Origin of the sequence: Nonomuraea thailandensis (assembly GCF_024172165.1) — a bacterium.
Lineage (GTDB): Bacteria > Actinomycetota > Actinomycetes > Streptosporangiales > Streptosporangiaceae > Nonomuraea > Nonomuraea thailandensis.
The window spans coordinates 1,312,172-1,331,671 of the sequence record NZ_JAMZEB010000002.1 but is presented as its reverse complement, the minus strand read 5'-3'; the positions used below and the strand labels follow the sequence as shown (position 1 = coordinate 1,331,671).

Here is a 19,500-nt window from a genome sequence, read left to right as displayed (position 1 = left end):
CGGGCTTTCCTACGAACGGCCCAGCTTCGCCAGCACGGGCAGGGCGGCCGCGAGGGTGGCACGCTCGTCCTCGGTGAGCGCCTCCAGCTCGCGGGTGAGGTGGGCGATCCTGGCCCGGCGCACGGCTCCCAGCCGGTCGCGGCCCTCGGCCGTGAGCTCGACCGTCCTGACGCGGGCGTCGGCGGGGTCGGAGCCGCGCGCCACCAGGCCCGCGTCCTCCAGGCGGTTGATCTGGACGGTCATGGTGGGGAGCTGGACGGCGTGCTCCTCGGCCAGCTCGGTCATCCGGCGGGGGGCGCGTTCCAGGGAGCCCAGGACGCCGTACTGCTGGCTGGTGACGGGCTGGCCGGCGACTGTGCGCCTGAGCAGGAGGACCAGGTGCCGCAGCACCGTCGAGACCTGCTCGGCCAGGCGGGTGGGGTCGTCCCTCATGGTTAGCACAACTAAGTTAGCCTGGCTAATATTCCAGCCTCGACCAACCGGTCTCGCGACAGGAGCCGGCGCCCTCGGACGGCATGGCACGCCGCGAACGACGCAAGGCGCGAGTCAGCGCGGGGCGCGAGTCAGCACGGGGCGCAGGCGCAGGCGCGGGCGCGAGGCGCGGGGGCGGGGGCGGGCGCGGGCGCGACGGTGCCCAGCCCGCGCTCCTGGCGCCGGGTCGGCGAGGCGTGGTGCGGCGAAGTGCGGCGCAACGTGGACGGCGGCCGGCGCACTCACAACGTGCGTGGGCACGCCGAGGAGGTCGGCGTGCCCACGCTGGTCCGGGCGGAGGAACGTTACGGCCGCTCGGTCTCCAGCCGCACCGTCTCCTCCACCGTCATCCCCGCGCGGCTGCGAAGCGTCGGGTCCAGCGGCCGCAGGTACGTCTGCTGCACCCCGGGCACCCGGTCCTCGATGACGTACGTGGCCCGGGTGTACACCTCGGACCCCGGCGTCTGCACCTGCGGCACCACCTTGAAGTCGGCCGACATCTGGTCGCGCTCGATCTTCGTCAGCACGTATCCGCGCTGGTTGTTGTAGAACTTCAGATGCGGGTTGATGGCCAGGAACGGATGCGCGGCCGGGTCGGAGTCGGCCCCGTTCCCGCCGGTCGAGATGGACGTGGCCACCAGCTCGGACCCGACGGTGGGCCCGGTCGGGTCGTCGTAGTCGAGCTTGAGGTCGCTGGCCCAGTGGGCGTGCACGTCGCCGGTCAGGACGACGGGGTTGCGCACCTGGGCGTCGATCCAGCCCTGGGTGATCCGCCGGCGGGAGGCGACGTACCCGTCCCAGGCGTCCTGGGAGGTGACCTTGACGGGCCCGGCGTTGTTGTCGCGCTGGGCGAAGAAGACCTGCTGGCCGAGGATGTCCCACTGCGCGCGCGAGTGGCGGAAGCCGTTCAGCAGCCATTCCTCCTGCGCGGCGCCGGTGATCGAGCGGGCCGGGTCGACGGCGGCGGGGCAGTCGCGGTAGCCGTCTCCGCAGCCCTGGTCGTCGCGGTACTGGCGGGTGTCGAGCATGTGGAAGGTGGCCATCCGGCCCCAGCGGATGCGGCGGTAGAGCTGCATGTCGATGCCGCGCGGGATGGAGGTGCGGCGCAGCGGCATGTTCTCGTAGTAGGCGCGGAAGGCGGCCTCGCGCCTGGTGAGGAAGTTCGGCTGGGGGATCTCGGGCCGCTCGGGCACCTCGTCGGCCCAGTTGTTGTCCAGCTCGTGGTCGTCCCAGACGACCAGCCACGGCGCGGCGGCGTGGGCGGCCTGGAGGTCGGGGTCGGCCTTGTACTGGGCGTGCCGCTGGCGGTAGCCGGCCAGGGTCTCGGTCTCGGGGCCCTCGTGGTGGCGGACGTTGCCGCCGGGGATGGTGTAGGTGTTCCTGGTGTACTCGTACTGGTAGTCGCCGAGGTGCAGGACCAGGTCCGGGTGCTCCTCGGCCAGGCGGCGGTAGGAGGTGAAGTAGCCGTGCTCGTACTGGGCGCACGAGACGAAGGCCATGGCCAGGCCGCCGCCGTACGACAGGGGGTGCGGGGCGGTGCGGGCGCGGCCGAGCTGCGAGACGTACGGGCCGACGCGGAAGCGGTACCAGTACTCGCGGTCGGAGCTCAGCCCCTGCACCTCGACGTGGACGCTGTGGCCCCACTCGGGGGCGGCGACGGAGACGCCGGTGCGCACGACGCGGCGGGCGCGCTCGTCGGCGTAGATCTGCCACTGCACGGGGAAGGGCCGCTGCGGCATGCCGCCGAGCCCGTCCTCGGCCATCGGCTGCTGGGCGAGCCTGGTCCAGATCACGAAGCCTTCGCTGTCGGGGTCGCCGCAGGCGACGCCGAGCGTGAACGGGTCGGTGGTCAGCCCGCGCGAGGCGAGGCTCTGCGCGCTCTCGGCCGCGGGGTCGGGCCCAGAGGGGTCGGCGTGCGCGGCACCCGCGGGGATCGCCGCGGCGGCGCCTGCGGCTAACCCTGTGACGAGGAAGTGCCTGCGGTTCAGCTTGGACACGTGTGGCTCCCGGGACGATCAAGGGACGAGGGTTGACCCGTAGCCTGACTGAGGATCATGACTACGTGGTGAACACCACACAACACCAAAAAGGCGACATCCTTCGCGGATGCCGCCTTATTTGGCAATTTCCACCGTCACTGCGTGGTGCCCCCGCCAGGCCGTCAGCGGCCTGCCGGACGTGATCGTCTCACGCACCCAGCGCGGTGACCTGCAACGACGCGCCGGATTACCAGCCGCGCTCGGCCAGGCGGTGCGGCTGCGGGATCTCGTCGACGTTGATGCCGACCATGGCCTCGCCCAGGCCGCGCGAGACCTTGGCGATGACGTCGGGGTCGTCGTAGAAGGTCGTGGCCTTGACGATGGCGGCGGCGCGCTTGGCCGGGTCGCCCGACTTGAAGATGCCCGAGCCCACGAACACGCCCTCGGCGCCGAGCTGCATCATCATCGCCGCGTCGGCGGGGGTGGCGATGCCGCCCGCGGTGAACAGCACGACCGGCAGCTTGCCGGTCTTGGCGACCTCGGCGACCAGCTCGTACGGCGCCTGCAGCTCCTTGGCCGCGACGTACAGCTCGTCCTCGGGCAGCGAGGTGAGCCGCTTGATCTCGGCGCGGATCGTGCGCATGTGGGTGACGGCGTTGGAGACGTCGCCGGTGCCGGCCTCGCCCTTGGAGCGGATCATGGCCGCGCCCTCGGTGATGCGGCGCAAGGCCTCGCCCAGGTTGGTGGCGCCACAGACGAAGGGCACCGTGAACTGCCACTTGTCGATGTGGTTGGCGTAGTCGGCCGGGGTGAGCACCTCGGACTCGTCGACGTAGTCGACGCCGAGCGCCTGCAGCACCCTGGCCTCGACGAAGTGGCCGATACGGGCCTTGGCCATGACGGGGATCGAGACGGCGGCGATGATGCCGTCGATCATGTCGGGGTCGCTCATCCGGGAGACGCCGCCCTGGGCGCGGATGTCGGCGGGCACGCGCTCGAGGGCCATGACGGCCACCGCGCCGGCGTCCTCAGCGATCTTGGCCTGCTCGGGGGTGACGACGTCCATGATGACGCCGCCCTTGAGCATCTCGGCCATGCCGCGCTTGACGCGCGCGGTTCCGGTGACGGGGGTGCTTTCTGGCGTGCTGGTCGACACGGTCATCCTCACGGGCTCTCACGGCGATTCGGTAAGTTTTTCAAGCCCATCGTAGGTCCTGGAGGACCCCTCCCCCGACATGCCAAGATGTCAGGATTCGGTCGCTGACTCCTACGGAATGACAGGCTTCTACGGAATGACGGGCTTGCGGCTGGCGAGGGCGACCCAGACCTGGCCGGGGGCGAAGTTCATCGGCTCGCCGCTCTCAGTGGTGAACGTCGTGCCGCTCTCCTCCGATTCCCGTTCCCAGCGCGCCTTGAAAGCTTTACCGTCACGCAGCACGATCGCGGAACCCTTGCCCGTGGTGTGCACGAGCGGCGTGTAGCTGTCGTTCTTGTCGTGGAACTCCGAGCGCTCGGTCTTGGTGTACTGGACGACGATCGTCGGCGCGCTGAGCTGGCCGCCCTCCGCGGCCATGTCCTTCTTGCCGTCCTGCCAGATCATCCACTGCTTCTTCGCCTCCGACCAGGCGAAGGTGAAGCGGGCGGCGGGCCACTTGACCGTGTACGACTTCTTGTCCACCCCGCCCTCGGCCGGCGCGTCGCCGAAGGTGAAGCCGATGTCCTTGGCCTTGCTCGCCTTGGGCGCCTTGGCCAGGAGCTGCTTGGTGTTGGCGAACAGGTTGTAGGGGGCGAAGCGGCCGGGCTGGCGGAAGTAGGCGCCGGGGTTGCGGGTGTCGCCCACGTCGAACAGGGACGCCTCGGCGATGAACGGCAACATCTTGGTCTGCGCGCCCGAGTACGAGAAGGCGGGCTTGCCGAACTGCGGCGCGATGTGCAGGTCGGAGATGCGCGCGCTGCGCACGGGGCCCACCTTGGCCGGCAGCCTGGAGGAGAAGACGGCCATGAGCCGGGTCAGCCCGGCCTCGACCTGCTCCACGTAGACGATGTCCGCGCTCTTGAGCCCGAGCTGGGGCTTGCCGGCCGCGGTGTTCTCGATCTTCACCGCGAGCACGGGCTTGAGGCTCTCGTACGGCTTGCCGGTGAACGGATGGGCCTTGACCTCTTCGGGCTCCTCGCTGGGCGCCGCCGTCGCCGACGGCGCGGGCGCCTGACCGGCGGCCGGGTCGTCCGACGAACAGGCCGCCACGGGCAGCAGCACGGCCGCTCCGGCCAGGTAGACCGTGATCATCCGGGGTAGCCGCACCTGTAACACTCCTCGCTTCAGCCCGAAAACGGGATGAAGCTTACTGGCTTCCCCAAATCAGGTCATTCAGTTGCCATAGCTGCGGGCGGATTGTCATCAATCTCGAAGAATTGCGGGTACTCGGTGTGCCCGGCCAGGCGCAACGTCCTGGCGAGCCAGCGGTCCTGCGCCGCCCGCGTGACCCCGACCGCGTTGTTGAGGAAGCGGCGCGAGTAGACCACCTTGGCCACGGCGGCGTCGAGCTCCTCCAGCAGCTCGCGCCCGCCGGGCGACTCCGACAGCTTCTCCCTGAACCGGTCCTGGTCCACCACCGCCCGCAGCGTCCGCGACAGGTCGCTCTCGGCGTGCTCGCGCTCCTCCGGCCCGGCCGACCTGGCCTCGTGCGCCGCGGCGGCCAGCACCAGGGACGTGGCGGGGTCGAGCAGGCGCGAGCCGGCCAGCTCCAGCACGACCGCGCGGCGCCGCATCAGCGCGGCGTCCAGCGACTCCTGGGCCAGCTCCAGCCGGATGTGCAGGCGGTCCAGCCGCCCGGCCCGCCAGGAGATGTAGACGGCCGTGAGCACGACCACGATGCCCACGATCAGCACGATCATGGTGGATGTCACAGGTCTTCCTCCACACGGCCGCCGCCGCTCGTCACAGGTCTTCCTCCACGCGGCCCGCGCCGCTCGTGGTGACGGTCTCGTAGACGCGCACGACGTCGCGCGCCACCGTGGACCAGTCGTACTTCCTGACCGCGACCAGCGCCTCGGCCGCCAGCTTGGCCCGCCGCTCAGGCGCGTCGAGCAGCGCGGCGGCCTCGCGCGCCAGCGAGGCGGGGTCGCGGTTGGCGAACAGCGCGCCCGCCTGCCCGTCGCCCAGCACCCTGCGGAAGGCGGGGATGTCGCTGGCCAGCACCGTCGCCCCGGACGCCATCGCCTCGGCCAGCACGATGCCGAAGCTCTCGCCCCGCGTGTTGGGCGCCACGAACACGTCGACCGAGTGGTAGGCGCGGATCTTGTCGGCCTCGCTCACCATGCCGAGCACGGTCACCCGGTCGCGGAGCTCCTTCGGCACCTTGTCGAAGACGTCCTTCTCGTCGCCGGGGCCGGCGAGAAGGAGCTTCACGTCCGGCCGCTCGGCCGCCAGTGTCCTGAACGCGTCGAGCAGGATCGGCAGCCCCTTGCGCTCCTCGTCCATGCGGCCGAGGAAGCCCAGCGTGGCCCCGTCGGGGCCCCAGCCGTCGAGCGGCTCGGCCTCGGTGTAGCGGGAGACGGTGACGCCGTTCGGGATGAGCACGGTGTCGCCGCCGAACTGCTCGACCAGGCTCTTGCGGGCCGCGTCGGAGACCGCGATGCGGCCGCTGAGCTTCTCCAGCGCGCTGCGCAGCAGCGGCTCGGCCACGGCGATCGCGCGCGAGCGGGTGAACGAGGCGTGGAAGGTGGCCACGATCGGCCCCTTGGCCGCCCAGCACGCCAGCACGCCCAGGCTGGGGATCAGCGGCTCGTGGATGTGCAGCACGTCGAAGTCGCCCGTACGCACCCAGCGCCGCACCCGCGCGGCCGACAGGAACCCGAACGACATCCTGGCCACCGACCCGTTGTACGGCACCGGGATCGCCCGCCCGGCCCCCGTCACGTACGGGGGCAGCTCCTCGTCGTCGGCCGCGGGCGCGATCACCGACACGTCGTGCCCCTGCGCCATCAGGGCCTGGGCCAGGTCGTCGATGTGCTGCTTGACGCCGCCCGGCACGTCCCACGAGTACGGGCAGACGATGCCGACCCTCATCGCGGTTCCAGGTCGTCGAGCCAGAGCCGCTGCAGCATGTGCCAGTCCTCCGGGTGCTCGGAGATGCCCTTCTCGAACACGTCGGCCAGGCCCTGCGCCACGGCCGCGACCTTCTCCTGCCGGGTGCCCTCGGCGGGGACCGGCAGCTCGGGGTGGATGTGGATGCCCCAGTCGTCGCCGTCGAAGTAGACGATGGCGGGCAGCAGCGCCGCGCCCGTCTGCACGGCCAGCAGCGGCGGCCCCGCCGGATACTTGGTGGTGGCGCCGAAGAAGCTCACCTCGATGCCGCTCTTGGTCAGGTCGCGCTCGGCCGGCAGGCAGACCACGCCGCCCTTGCGCACCCGCGTCGCCAGGGTGCCGAAGTTGTGCCCGTCGCCGCCGGTGAGCGGCAGCACCTCCATGCCGAGCCCCTCGCGGAAGGCCACGTAGCGGTTGAACAGCGACTCGGGCCTGAGCCGCTCGGCCACGGTCGTGAACGGGTGGCCCACGCCCACCAGCCAGGCCCCCGCCTGGTCCCAGTTGCCCATGTGCGGCAGCGCCAGCACCACGCCGCGGCCGGCGGCCACGGTGCTGTGGACGTGCTCGGCCCCGATCACGTGCGTGCGGCGCACGATCTCGGCGCGGTCCATGGACGGCAGCCGGAAGATCTCGTGGAAGTAGCGGAAGTAGGAGCGCATCCCGGCCCTGGTCAGCTCGCGCAGCTCGGGGCTGCCGACCCGCAGGCCGGTCACCCTGGCCAGGTTGGACTCCAGCCTGCGCACGGACTTGCCGCGCCTGCTCCAGACCCGGTCGGCCAGGAAGCGGAAGACCGCGGCCGTCGGGCGCTGCGGCAGCAGCGGCACCAGTTTCCAGCCCGCCGCGAACCCGGCCGCCACGACCCGGTCGCCCATCGAGACCTGCTCGCTCATCTCTCCCTCGTCTGCTGGTAGACGGCCACCACTCGCTGGCCCACGGTGATCAGGCTGGCCACCGCGAGCAGCCACATGCCCGCGGGCAGGACGTACGGAACGCCGAGCCCCGCCAGAAACGCGGCCACCAGCGCCACCACCAGCCGCTCCGGCCGCTCGGCCAGCCCGACGTCGGCCGTGAGCCCGAGCCCCTCGGCCCTGGCCTTGGCGTAGGAGACCACGGCGCCCGCGATCAGGCACAGCAGTGTCACCGCCGCCATGAGAGCGTCGCCGACGGAGATGAAGTACATGATCAGGCCGGCGAAGATGGCGGCGTCGGCGACCCGGTCGAGCGTGGAGTCGAGGAAGGCCCCCCAGGTGCTGCCCCCCTTCCCGCCGAGCCGGGCCACCACGCCGTCGAGCAGGTCGAACAGCACGAAGACGGTGATCACGAGTGCCCCCCAGGTGAGGTGCCCCAGGGGGAAGAAGAGCAGGGCGGACACGACGGTGCCGAGGGTGCCGACCGCCGTGACGGCGTTCGGGCCGATCCCGCGGCCGACGAGGGCCCTGCCCAGCGGGGTGAGTATCCGGGTCATGGCCGGGCGCAGGAGTTTGAGCATCGCCGTCCGATCGTAGGCCATGGCGCGCCTGACAACTTTCTTTGCCCCGCCCCCCTTGTGATATCCGCCACACGGGTATTTGGTGAACACACCGCGTCCATGCGGTTTCCATTCCCTCCGCGCGGGCGCGGCGTTGGCACACAACCGACGACGCGGGAGGCCGATGTGGCGGAAAGAAACTCTGGTGGCGCCGTAGGAGCCGCGGGCAGGGCACCCGCGGCCGACAGGGCGGATGCGATACGCAATGTCGTGCTGGTCGGCCACTCAGGAGCGGGTAAGACGACCCTCGTCGAGCAGCTGCTGGCCGCGACGGGCACCATTCAGCGCCCGGGCCGGGTGGAGGACGGCAACACGGTCAGCGACTTCGACGAGGTGGAGGTCCGGCAGCAACGGTCGGTCAACCTCGCCGTGGCGCCGCTGGTGCACAACGGCATCAAGATCAACCTTCTCGACACCCCGGGTTACGCCGACTTCGTGGGCGACCTGCGCGCGGGGCTGCGCGCGGCCGACGCGGCGCTGTTCGTGGTGTCGGCCTCCGACGGGGTGGACGGTCTCACGCAGATGCTCTGGGAGGAGTGCTCGCAGGTCGGGATGCCGCGGGCGGTCGTGATCACCAAGATCGACCACCAGCGGGCCGACTTCGACGAGGTGCTCGCGACCTGCCAGGACGTCTTCGGCGACGGCGTCGCGCCGCTCTACCTCCCGGTGATCACGAACGGTCACGTCAACGGGCTGATCGGGCTGCTGACGCAGAAGTTCTACAACTACGCCACGGGCGAGCGCACGGAGAAGGAGCCGGGCGCGGAGTACGAGGCGCAGATCGAGGAGCACCGCGGCACGCTGATCGAGGGCATCATCCAGGAGAGCGAGGACGAGTCGCTCATGGAGAGGTACCTCGAGGGCGATCCCATCGACACCAAGGTGCTCATCGACGACCTGGAGAAGGCCGTCGCCCGCGGCAGCTTCTACCCGGTGCTGTGCAGCGGGATCGGCGTGGGCGCGCAGGAGCTGCTGGAGCTGATGACGCAGGGCTTCCCGTCGCCGCTCGAACATCCCATGCCCGAGATCACCGATCTGTCCGGCAAGCCGATCAAGGGCATCACGTGCGACCCCGACGGGCCGCTCGTGGCCGAGGTCGTCAAGACCACCAGCGACCCGTACGTGGGCCGCATCAGCCTCGTCCGCGTCTTCTCCGGCACCCTGCGCCCCGACATGACCGTGCACGTCTCCGGGCACGGCCTGGCCGACCGCGGACACGAGGACCACGACGTGGACGAGCGCATCGGCACCCTGACCTGCCCGCTGGGCAAGCAGCAGCGCAACATCGCCAAGGGCGCGGCCGGCGACATCGTGGCCGTGGCCAAGCTGTCGCGCGCCGAGACCGGCGACACGCTGTCGGAGGTGGAGCACCCGCTGCTGATGACGTCCTGGGTCATGCCCGACCCGCTGCTGCCCGTGGCGATCAGGGCCAGGTCCAAGGCCGACGAGGACAAGCTGTCGCAGGCGCTCGGCCGGCTGGTGGCCGAGGACCCGACGCTGCGCCTGGAGAACAACGCCGAGACCCGCCAGCTCGTCCTGTGGTGCATGGGCGAGGCGCACACCGACGTGCTCCTCGACCGCCTGGCCAAGCGGCACGGCGTGGAGGTCGAGCGGATCGATCTGCGGGTGCCGCTGCGCGAGACGTTCGGCGGCAAGTGCCAGGCGATGGGGCGCAACGTCAAGCAGACCGGCGGTCACGGTCAGTACGCCATCTGCCATCTGGAGGTGGAGCCGCTGCCGTCCGGCGGGGGCTTCGAGTTCGTGGACAAGATCGTGGGCGGCGTGGTGCCGCGGCAGTTCATCCCGTCGGTGGAGAAGGGCGTGCGGGCCCAGATGGAGCGCGGTGTCGTCGCCGGCTACCCGATGGTGGACGTGCGGGTCACCCTGTACGACGGCAAGGCGCACTCGGTCGACTCCTCCGACATGGCCTTCCAGATCGCGGGCCAGCTCGCGCTCAAGGAGGCGGCATCGAAGGTCTCGACCCTGCTGCTGGAGCCCGTGGACGAGCTGGCGGTGCTGGTGGCCGACGACTACGTCGGGTCCGTGATGTCCGACCTGTCGTCGCGGCGCGGGCGCGTGCTCGGCACCGAACCGGTCGGCACGGGCCGCACACTGGTCAAGGCCGAGGTGCCGGAGCTGGAGATCACTCGGTACGCGATCGATCTGAGATCCATGTCACACGGCACGGGCACGTTCACGCGCACGTTCCTGCGCTACGAACCGCTGCCCCCGAACCTCGCAACCAAGGTGACGGCCGCGGATTGAGCGCGGATTGAGCGCGGTTCGGGCGCCGTGGAGAGCCGGGAGGGATTTGTCCCTCCCGGCCCAGCCGTTGCCTTTTGTCACAAATGTGTCACGACTTGATTTCGGTTTTTCGTACCGAGCATGCAGGAGCAGCTGTCACACTGGGTGGCACTATGCGAACTGGACGCCCACTCCTAGCCGCTGCCGCTCTGGCCGTCGCCACGACGACCGCCGCCTACGTCTTCGGACCGGCGGAGAGCCCCGCAGCGAGCGAGAAGAAGACGACCGTCGCCGCACCCCCCGCTGCGGCCTGCAAGGCCGATGCCCGCTTCCCGAAGCGTGAGCTGCGCGGAGTGTGGATCGCCACGACCCAGAACATCGACTGGCCCTCCAAGGCGGGGCAGAGCGTCGACAGGCAGAAGGCCGACTACGTCAAGATCCTGGACAACGCCGCCAAGCGCAACCTCAACGCGGTCTTCGTGCAGGTCAGGCCCGCCTCCGACGCCCTCTACAAGAGCTCCCTGGAGCCCTGGTCGCAGTACCTGACCGGCACCGCGGGCAAGGACCCCGGCTGGGACCCGCTGCCGTTCCTCGTCGACGAGGCGCACAAGCGCGGCATGGAGTTCCACGCCTGGTTCAACCCGTACCGCGCCTCCTACGGCGACAGCACCGCCGCGCTGCCCGCGAACCACCCCGCGCGCCAGCACCCCGACTGGACCGTCAAGTACGGCGGCCGCCTCTACTACAACCCCGGCCTGCCGGCCGTCCGCGAGCACGTGACCAAGGTCATCACCGACGTGGTGGACCGTTACGACGTCGACGGCGTGCACTTCGACGACTACTTCTACCCCTACCCCGTGGCGGGGGCGAAGTTCGACGACACCGCCGCCTTCCGCAAGTACGGCAAGGGCGCCGAGCTCGCCGACTGGCGACGCGGCAACGTCAACAAGCTCGTCGCGCAGGTCGACGAGGCCGTGCACGCGTCCAAGCAGCACGTGAAGTTCGGCATCAGCCCGTTCGGCATCTGGCGCAACAAGGCCCAGGACCCGACCGGGTCGAGCACGTCCGGCATGTCCGCCTACGACTCGATCTACGCCGACGCGCGCGCCTGGATCAAGGCCGGCACCGTCGACTACGTGCTGCCGCAGCTCTACTGGCCGCGCGGCCACAAGCTGGCCGACTACACCACGCTGACGCGCTGGTGGTCCAACGAGGTCAAGGGCAGCGACGTGCAGCTCTACATCGGCCAGGGGGCCTACCGGGTCGGCGCCAAGGACGACAGGGCCTGGCTCAAGCCCGGCGAGCTCGCCGGGCAGGTGGGCGTCAACCGCGCCAGCAAGCAGGTCGACGGCGCCGTCTACTTCAGCGCCAAGAACCTGATGGCCAACCCGCTCGGCGCGGTGGACCGCCTGGCCAAGGCCCACTACAGCCGCCCGGCGCTGCTGCCGCTGCAGGACTCGCTCGGCGGCTCGGCCCCGGCCGCCCCTGCCGACGCCAAGGCCGCGGGCACGCGGTTGTCCTGGAAGCCCTCGCAGGGGGCCCGGGCGTACGCCGTGTACCAGCTGCCCAAGTCCGGCAAGGACTGCCACACCACCGACGCGCGGAACCTGGTGGCCGTGGTGAGCGACCCGTCCTACGCCGCGAAGTCGGCGGGAACGTACCTGGTCACCTCGCTGGACCGCCTGCACCACGAGAGCAAGGCGGTGAAGGTCAAGGTGGACGAGGTCTGAGCCTCGCGTGACGCCGAAAGGCCGGTCGATCTCGACCGGCCTTTCGCCGTTTTCTCCCGCGTTCACGGGCCGGGCCGGGGCTCAGGCGACCGGGTCCTGCCGCCAAGCCCGGGCGAGCCCCGCGACCGCCTGGTCCAGCAGGTCCGGCGGCAGGGCGAAGCTGAGGCGCAGCCGGTCGCGATGGCGGCCGTCCGGGGAGAACAGGGAGCCGGGCGCGACCGCCACCCCGTGCTCGCGCGCCACGACCGCGAACCGGTCGGTGTCCGTGCCCGGCAGCCGCACCCACACCGACAGCCCGCCCGCCGGCCGCGTCCACGTCCACTCGGGCAGGTACGCCGACAGCGCCGCCAGGCAGTGCTCCCTGCGCCGGTCCAGCTCGGCCAGCCAGGGCTCGACGGGGTTGCGCTCGATCAGGTCGGTGGCCATCCGCTGGGCGACCGCGCTGGTCGCCAGGTCGGCGTCCAGCTTGGCCTCGGTCAGGCGGGCCAGCAGCGGCTCCGGGGCCGTCAGCCAGCCCACCCGCAGCCCGCCCCACAACACCTTCGACAGGGACCCGACCGTGACCGTCCCGTACGGATGCACCCGGGCCAGCGGCTCGGGCGGCGGCGTGCCGTCGTACACGAGGGCCGCGAGCGCCCGGTCCTCCACCACCGTCACGCCGGCGTCCCTGGCCAGCTCGGCGACGTGCCGCAGCGGCGGGACCGCGCCGGTCGGGTTGTCCACGCCGACCACGTACACGGCGGCGGGGCGATGGCGGGCCAGCGCCTCCGCCACGGCGGCCGGCGCGCCGAGATCGACGGCCACCACGTGCGCCCCCGCCCGCCGGAACACGCTGAGCGCGCCCCCGTAGGCCGGATCCCCCACCAGGACGCGGTCGCCGGGCCGCAGCAGCACCCGGGCGGCCAGGTCGATGCCCTGCTGGGCGCCCGCCGTGACGAGGACGTCCTTCGGGCCGGCGCCCTCGCCGGCCGCCAGCACGGTCCTGAGCCGGGGGTCGCCCATCGCGTCGTAGCCGTGCCCGCTGGGCGCCCTCAGCAGGTCCGCCGGGTCGAGCGCGGGCAGGACGAGGTGCGAGGGGTCGGGGACCACGGAGGTGGACAGGTCCGCGCGCACGGCCCCCGCCTGGAGGAGACCGCCGAACGAGGGCGTGCCGAGCACGTACGTGCCGCTCCCGTGCCGGCGCTCGCACAGCCCCTCCTCGCACAGCGTGTTGAACGCCGCCGCCACCGTCCCCCTGCTGACCCCGACCGCCTGGGCCAGGTCGCGTTCCGAGGGCAGGCGGGTGCCGGGGCTGATGAGGCCGGTCTGGGCGAGGTCCGCGAGCGCGCCGGCGAGCCGCCGGCTGGGCGGGCCCTGGTGCAGCCGGAGCCGGTCGCGGACAAGTGTGACGAGGGTGTCTTCCCTTCCCATGGCCACCATTATCCCGCTACTGTGCCACTCATCGTGAAATTGGACTATTTAGTGGTGCCAAGCCGGGCCACTGGAGGAAGGAGTGGCGGGTGGACGAGGCCAAGTTCATCTGGATGGACGGGGAGCTCGTGCCGTGGGGCGAGGCCCGGGTGCACGTGCTGTCGCACGCCCTGCACTACGGCACGGCCGTCCTGGAGGGCACCAGGGCGTACGAGACGCAGGAGGGGCCCGCCGTGTTCCGGCTGGACGACCACCTGCGGCGGCTGGCCGCCAGCGCGCGGATCATCGGGCTGGCGATGCCGTACACGACGGACGAGCTGCGCGAGGCCACGCTGCGGACGGTGGCCGCGAACGGCCGCCCGTCCTGCTACATCCGCCACCTCGCGCACCGCGGCTACGGCGAGATGGGCATCGCGGCACGCGGCTGCCCGACCACCGTGTCCATCGCCACCTGGGAGTGGGGCGCGCTGCTCGGCTCCGGTGTCCGCCTGATGACCAGCTCCTGGCGGCGCAACGACCACACGATCGTGCCCACGGCCGCCAAGGCCACCGGCCCCTACCTGAACTCCGTCCTGGCCAAGCAGGAGGCGCTCGACGCCGGCTACGACGAGGCCGTGCTGCTGAACTCCGCCGGACACGTCAGCGAGTGCACCGGGGCGAACCTCTTCGTCGTGCGCGAAGGGGTGCTCGCCACGCCGCCCGACAGCGCGGGCGCGCTGGCGGGGCTCACGCAGGACACCGTGGAGCGGCTGGCCGCCGGCCTCGGCCTGCCGGCGGTCAGGCGCGAGCTGATGCGCTCCGACCTCTACACCGCCGACGAGGTCTTCCTGTGCGGCACGGCCGCCGGCGTCGTGCACGTCTCCTCGGTCGACCGCCGGGAGCTCGGCGCCGATCCGGGCCCGGTGACGGCCAGGCTGGCCGACGCCTACGACGCCGTCGTGCACGGCAGGGACGAGCGCTACCGGCACTGGCTCACCCCGGTGGCCCCCTGAAGCGCGGCGATCGGCCCGTACGATCGCCGTCCGGCGGGCGGAAGACGGCCTCCGGCACTCCCGGCGCATGAGAGGGTAGTCGCGTCTGGTGGCGCCGGAACATGACCTAGCACTACCTAGCTCGGCCGTGCCACAGAGCTCTGCGATCGCGGGAGGTCATCGGGGTGAGGCGCGCGCTGGTCGTGCTGGCCGTGCTGGTCGGTCAGGTGATTGTCGGTCATGCTCTGTTCGCCGGCCCCGCCAGAGCGGGGTCCGAGGCGGGGCGGGTGGCGCTCATCGGCGTGCCCGGCCTGCACTGGAACGACCTGACCCCGTCCGACACCCCCAACCTGTGGGCCCTGGCCGAATCCAGCGCGATCGGCTCCCTGTCCGTCCGCACGGTGGGCAACGTGACCTGCCCCTACGACGGCTGGCTCACCGTCTCGGCGGGCACCAGGTCGGCCGTCGGCTACGGGTGCGGCGCGCCGCCCAGGCCCGAGCCCCGTGGCGAGGGCGCCGTCATCCCCGACTACCGCTACCTCATCGACGTGGCCGGCCAGCGCACGGCGGGCACGCTGGGCGAGACACTGAAGGCGGCCGGGCAGTGCTCGATCGCGATCGGGCCAGGCGCGGCGCTGGCGCTGGCCGACCAGCAGGGCGCGGTGGCTCACTACCTCGCCTCGCCGCTCCAGGCCGGCACCGCCGGCCTGGGCAAGTGCCGGATGGTCGCGATGGACGTGGACGACCTCGTCCAGCCCTACCTCGCGGGCGAGCCCGGCCGGCTGCCCCGGGTGCCCGACAAGCTCGGCCCCGCCGAGCGGCGCCAGGCGCTGCGGCTGGCCGACGCCAAGGCGGGCGCGCTGCTGTCGGTGCTGCCGGCCGGCACGACGGTGCTGCTGGCGGGCCTGTCCGACCACGGCTCCGTGCCGCACCTGCGGGTGGCCGCGCTGCGCGAGCCCGGCGCCGAGGGCCGGCTGCTGGGCGCGGCCTCCACCCGCAGGGACGACATCTCGATCCTGACCGACCTGACCGCCACCGTGCTCGGCAAGCTGGGCGTGGCCGTGCCGAGCACGGTCGTGGGCGTGCCGCTGCGGGTGGGCGAGCCGGGCGCGACGATCGAACGGCTGCGCAGCGCCGACGCCACCGCCCAGACCATGCGCTCGGCGAAGGCCGCCTACTTCACGGCCCTGGCGGTCCTCCAGGTCCTGTTCTACGTGCTGGCCTTCCTGCTGCTGCGCCGCCGCAGGAGCCTGCCCTGGGTACGCCGCGCCGCCGTGGCGCTCGCGGCCCTGCCCGTCACCTCGTTCCTGGTCAACCTCCTGCCGTGGGACTCCCACCTGGAGCTGTTCGGCGGCATGGCGGCCTGGTGGGCGGCGATCACGCTGCTGGCGCTGGCGGGGCCGTGGCGGCGCAGGCCGCTCGGCCCGCTGGCCGTGGTCGCCACGATCACGGCGCTCACGCTCGTCGGCGACCTGCTCACCGGCACCACCCTCCAGCTCAACAGCTTCATGGGCTACAGCGCCGAGCAGGGAGCCCGCTACTTCGGCCTGGGCAACATCCCGTTCGCGCTGCTGGCCACCGGCACGCTGCTGGCCACCACGGTGATCGCGCACCGGTGGCCGGGCAAGGTGGGCGTGGGCGCGATCGTGGCGCTGGGAGCGTTCGCGATGGTGCTGGGCGGGTCCGGGATGGGCAGCGACTTCGGCGGCGTGATCGCGTTCGTGCCGGGCATCGCGGTGACGGCGCTGATCCTGTCGGGCAAGCGGGTCTCGCTGGTGAAGCTGGGCGCGTTCTGCGTGGCCGGCGGCGTGATCGTGATGGGCTTCGCGTGGCTCAACTACCTGCGGCCCCCTGAGGAGCAGTCGCACCTGGGCAGGTTCGTGGGGCAGGTGCTGACCGGTGAGGCCGTGGACGTCATCTGGCGCAAGTTCCTGGCCATGGTCTCCACGCTGGCCAACCCCAACCTGATGCCGATCGTGATCGCCGCCGTGGCGTTCCTCGTGTACGCGATCCTGCGCCCCGAGCAGGCGTCGGCGGGGGTCGTGCCCGCGGCGTTCGAGCACTCCCCCGCGCTGCGTGCCGGGCTGATCGGCACGCTCGTCAGCGGCGTGGTCGGGATGCTGGTCAACGACTCGGGCGCGGCCGTGCTGTCGATGGCCCTGGCGCTGGCCGTGCCGCTGCTGCTGGCCACCGGCATCGGCGCGCTGCGCCGCGAAGGCGAGGCGTCAGTCCCAGGCGTCGGCGAGCAGCTGGCGGGTGTCGTGAAGTAGCTGCGGCAGCACCTTGGTCTGGGCGACGACCGGCATGAAGTTGGTGTCGCCGCCCCACCGGGGCACCACGTGCTGGTGCAGGTGGGCGGCGATGCCCGCGCCCGCGACGTGGCCGAGGTTCATGCCGACGTTGAAGCCCTGCGCGCCGCTGGCCTTGCGCAGCGCCCGCAGCGACTTCTGCGTGAACTCGCCCAGCTCGGTCACCTCCGCCGCGTCGAGCTCGTCGTAGTCGGACACGTGGCGATAGGGCACGACCATCAGATGGCCCGAGTTGTACGGGTACAGGTTGAGCACGGCGTAGACCGTCTCCCCCCGCTTGACGATCAGGCCGTCCTCGTCGCTCATCTTGGGGATGGCGTCGAACGGGCAGCCGTCGCCGGGGCCCGTGCCGGTCGGCTTGTTCTCGCCCTTGATGTAGGCCATGCGATGCGGGGTCCACAGACGCTGGAAGTTGTCGGGGGCCCCGGCCCCTGCCTGATCGTGCATAACTAGCAGCATAGGACCCCGGACAAACGGGGTGCTCTTCCGGCACAATCCTGAGCACCCGCCTACAGGAGGCCGCGATGAGTGAAGCCTTAGCCACCGAGCAGCCCGCACCGTCCACCGAGCCGCCCGCCCCCTCCTACATCGAGGGGCCCACCGCCGGGGCGGTGGTCAAGGGCCGGATCAAGGTCGCCGACGAGGTGGTCGAGAAGGTCGCCGCGCTGGCCGCGCTGGAGGTGGCCGGGGTCGCCGACATGGGCGGCGACCTGGCGCGCGCCTTCGAGTCCGTACGCGATCGCATCGGCATCGGCTCGCGCCGCGGCACCCAGGGCGTCAGCGCGCAGATCCAGGACCGCCAGGTGGCGGTGAGCCTGACGATCGTGGTCGAGTACGGCCACGTCGTCATGGACGTCGCCTCCGAGGTCAAGACGAACGTGGCCAGGAGCGTCAGCCGGATGCTCGGCATGCGCGTCATGGAGGTGAACGTCACCGTCGACGACGTCCGGCTCCCCGGCGAGGGCCGGGCCGCGGCCCGGGGCCCCGCCGAGGACCTCGACGAGGACGGGGAGCCGGGCTGAGCCTCAGCCCACCCGCGTCATGTTCGACTCGTAGCCGCCGCCCCCGGGGTACACCCAGGCGCCGGTGACGCTCGCGCCGTCGGCGCTGAACGTGCCGCGGTAGTAGGCCCCCGAGTCCTTCTTGTGCGCCCAGATCGTCAGCGTGTCGCCCTCGACCTCGTACACGTAGGCCAGGGTGCTGCCGTCGCTGTCGAAGTACCAGGAGTGCACGTCCTGGCTGGGCTCCTCCGCCCCGTACGGCCGCTTCCTGCCGATGAACTCCGTGCCCTTGACCGTGCCGCCCTCCTGCGTGAGGTCCACGTCCTGAATCAGGAAGTGGCCGCCCTCCATCCAGCGGTAGGTGACGGTGCCCGCGGCGGCGCCGGAGACCTTCCAGGTGCCGACGAGGCGGTCGAGGGCCTTGAGCTTGGGGTCGTTGTGCTCGGTCATGGCGGAATTCCTCTCTAGTGAGTGGTCGTACGGCCATATGACGGCGGGGCGGCGGGAAAGGAATCGGTCGGGGCCGGGAAATCTCCTCTCAGAGCTCGTGGGGCAGGCCGAAGGCGGTGTGCAGCTCGGCGCCGAACGTGGTGATCTCGGCGATCAGGCCGTCCTCGACGCGGAGCACGTCGATGTTGACCGCGGTGAAGCGGACCTGCCCGGGGCGGCGTACGTAGTTGGCGACGGCGGGCTGCCGGTTGGCGCGGGTGGCCAGCGCCCGCCACTCGCCCCACGCCTGCGGCCCGGTCATGACGGGCCGCCACATGTCGAGGATGGCCGCCCGCCCGTCGAACACCTGTGAGTCCGGCGGCATCGTCTGCCGCGCGTCCTCGCGCAGCAGGCCGGCCAGGGCCGACAGGTCGCCCTCCACGGACGCCTCCATGTAGCGGCGCAGCACGGCCCGCTCCTGCTCGCTCGGCGCCGTGGCCGGGCCCCATTGCGAGCGCCGGGCGGGCAGGTGCATGCGCAGCGTTGCGCGGGCCCGCTGCAGCGCGCTCTTCACCGCCGCCACGCTCAGCTCCAGCGCCTGCGAGGTCTCCTCGGCGGACCAGCCGGCCACGTCCCGCAGGATCAGCACCGCGCGCTGGCGGGGCGGCAGGTGCTGGATCGCGGCCAGATAGGCCAGCTCGATCGTCTCCCGCTCCACCGCCACCGCGTCCGGCGTGCCCTCCCCCGGCGCGGCCAGGTCGAGCAGGCGGTCCGGGTACGGCTGCAACCACGGCACCTCCGCGAACGGCGAGCGGGACTCGCCGCCCACGCCCACCGTGATCTCGCGGGCGCGCGCGGGCCCCGACAGCAGGTCGAGGCAGGCGTTGGTGGCGATGCGGTAGAGCCAGGCCCGCAGCGTGGAGCGCCCCTCGAACGTCTCCCGCCGCCGCCAGGCCCGCATCATGGTCTCCTGCACCATGTCCTCGGCGTCGGTGTACGAGCCGAGCATCCGGTAGCAGTGCACCCGCAGCTCGTGCCGATGCCCCTCGACCAGCTCCCCGAACGCGGCCCGCCCGCCTCCCCTGACGACCGCAACGGCCTCGCTCTCGTCGCCCACGCCGCCTCCCTGGCCCACGTGCCGCCCCTGAACCGCCCTGCCATCCCGGACCTCCGGCCCGAACATCGCGCCCCCGCCGCGCCGTGCGCCGTGCGCCGTGCGCCGTGCGCCGTGCGCCGTGCGCCGTGCGCCGTGCGCCGTGCGAGCATCGCACGGTCTTGCTCCCCCGCCGCAAGCGTCGCACGAGCACCCGCCCGCCGTGAAGTCCGCGCGCGAAGCCGCGC

General features: G+C 71.8%; 17 protein-coding genes. 5 read left to right on the top strand and 12 right to left on the bottom strand.

Going from position 1 to position 19,500, the window contains the following annotated elements:
• Window positions 1-9: 9 nt before the first annotated feature.
• From HD597_RS10245 to pgsA, 8 genes are all read right to left on the bottom strand, one after another.
• Window positions 10-432: a MarR family winged helix-turn-helix transcriptional regulator gene (locus HD597_RS10245; protein ID WP_253741768.1), complete on the bottom strand. Its 423-nt coding sequence runs from the start codon at window positions 430-432 to the stop codon at window positions 10-12.
• 344 nt (window positions 433-776) lie between these two features.
• Window positions 777-2,468 (bottom strand): alkaline phosphatase D family protein, encoded by a 1,692-nt coding sequence (locus HD597_RS10240; protein ID WP_253741767.1) that lies wholly within the window; start codon window positions 2,466-2,468, stop codon window positions 777-779.
• Between the two features lie 229 nt (window positions 2,469-2,697).
• Window positions 2,698-3,612: a pyridoxal 5'-phosphate synthase lyase subunit PdxS gene (gene pdxS, locus HD597_RS10235; protein WP_253759299.1), complete on the bottom strand. Its 915-nt coding sequence runs from the start codon at window positions 3,610-3,612 to the stop codon at window positions 2,698-2,700.
• 123 nt (window positions 3,613-3,735) lie between these two features.
• The gene (locus HD597_RS10230) at window positions 3,736-4,752 is read right to left on the bottom strand and encodes a DUF3048 domain-containing protein (RefSeq protein WP_253741766.1); all 1,017 of its coding nucleotides are present in this window, start codon (window positions 4,750-4,752) and stop codon (window positions 3,736-3,738) included.
• Window positions 4,753-4,814: 62 nt separating this feature from the next.
• The gene (locus HD597_RS10225; RefSeq protein ID WP_253741764.1) at window positions 4,815-5,357 is read right to left on the bottom strand and encodes a hypothetical protein; all 543 of its coding nucleotides are present in this window, start codon (window positions 5,355-5,357) and stop codon (window positions 4,815-4,817) included.
• A gap of 31 nt (window positions 5,358-5,388) precedes the next feature.
• Complete coding sequence (locus HD597_RS10220; protein WP_253741762.1) at window positions 5,389-6,519, bottom strand: glycosyltransferase family 4 protein; 1,131 nt, start codon at window positions 6,517-6,519, stop codon at window positions 5,389-5,391.
• Entirely contained in the window at window positions 6,516-7,427 is a 912-nt protein-coding gene (locus tag HD597_RS10215) for a phosphatidylinositol mannoside acyltransferase (RefSeq protein ID WP_253741760.1), read from the bottom strand. The genes HD597_RS10220 and HD597_RS10215 overlap by 4 nt, the downstream gene beginning before the upstream one ends.
• Window positions 7,424-8,047, bottom strand: coding sequence for a phosphatidylinositol phosphate synthase (gene pgsA, locus HD597_RS10210; RefSeq protein ID WP_253741758.1), 624 nt, complete (start codon window positions 8,045-8,047; stop codon window positions 7,424-7,426). The genes HD597_RS10215 and pgsA overlap by 4 nt, the downstream gene beginning before the upstream one ends.
• Window positions 8,048-8,191: 144 nt before the next feature.
• Between pgsA and HD597_RS10205 the strand changes: the two genes are divergently transcribed.
• Together HD597_RS10205 and HD597_RS10200 are read left to right on the top strand one after the other, a co-directional pair.
• Entirely contained in the window at window positions 8,192-10,330 is a 2,139-nt protein-coding gene (locus HD597_RS10205) for an elongation factor G-like protein EF-G2 (protein ID WP_253741756.1), read from the top strand.
• A 152-nt stretch (window positions 10,331-10,482) separates the two neighbouring features.
• On the top strand, window positions 10,483-12,039 hold the full coding sequence (locus HD597_RS10200; protein ID WP_253741754.1) for a glycoside hydrolase family 10-like protein: 1,557 nt from the start codon (window positions 10,483-10,485) through the stop codon (window positions 12,037-12,039).
• A gap of 81 nt (window positions 12,040-12,120) precedes the next feature.
• On the opposite strand, the gene HD597_RS10195 is transcribed toward HD597_RS10200, so the two are convergent.
• Window positions 12,121-13,449 (bottom strand): aminotransferase-like domain-containing protein, encoded by a 1,329-nt coding sequence (locus tag HD597_RS10195; RefSeq protein WP_253741752.1) that lies wholly within the window; start codon window positions 13,447-13,449, stop codon window positions 12,121-12,123.
• Between the two features lie 89 nt (window positions 13,450-13,538).
• Here HD597_RS10195 and HD597_RS10190 point away from each other — a divergent pair, with 89 nt between their 5' ends.
• Both HD597_RS10190 and HD597_RS10185 read left to right on the top strand, forming a co-directional pair.
• Window positions 13,539-14,441, top strand: coding sequence for a branched-chain amino acid transaminase (locus tag HD597_RS10190; RefSeq protein WP_253741750.1), 903 nt, complete (start codon window positions 13,539-13,541; stop codon window positions 14,439-14,441).
• A gap of 164 nt (window positions 14,442-14,605) precedes the next feature.
• Window positions 14,606-16,690, top strand: coding sequence for a hypothetical protein (locus tag HD597_RS10185; RefSeq protein WP_253741749.1), 2,085 nt, complete (start codon window positions 14,606-14,608; stop codon window positions 16,688-16,690).
• Here the strand turns inward: HD597_RS10185 and HD597_RS10180 are convergent.
• Window positions 16,646-17,176, bottom strand: coding sequence for an HIT family protein (locus tag HD597_RS10180; protein ID WP_253741748.1), 531 nt, complete (start codon window positions 17,174-17,176; stop codon window positions 16,646-16,648). The two genes, HD597_RS10185 and HD597_RS10180, sit on opposite strands and share 45 nt — an antisense overlap.
• A gap of 77 nt (window positions 17,177-17,253) precedes the next feature.
• Here HD597_RS10180 and HD597_RS10175 point away from each other — a divergent pair, with 77 nt between their 5' ends.
• Window positions 17,254-17,751: an Asp23/Gls24 family envelope stress response protein gene (locus tag HD597_RS10175; RefSeq protein ID WP_253741747.1), complete on the top strand. Its 498-nt coding sequence runs from the start codon at window positions 17,254-17,256 to the stop codon at window positions 17,749-17,751.
• Between the two features lie 3 nt (window positions 17,752-17,754).
• On the opposite strand, the gene HD597_RS10170 is transcribed toward HD597_RS10175, so the two are convergent.
• Window positions 17,755-18,180, bottom strand: a complete 426-nt coding sequence (locus tag HD597_RS10170; protein ID WP_253741746.1) for a hypothetical protein — start codon at window positions 18,178-18,180, stop codon at window positions 17,755-17,757.
• 88 nt (window positions 18,181-18,268) lie between these two features.
• On the bottom strand, window positions 18,269-19,276 hold the full coding sequence (locus HD597_RS10165; RefSeq protein ID WP_253741745.1) for an RNA polymerase subunit sigma-70: 1,008 nt from the start codon (window positions 19,274-19,276) through the stop codon (window positions 18,269-18,271).
• Between the last annotated feature and the right edge of the window lie 224 nt (window positions 19,277-19,500).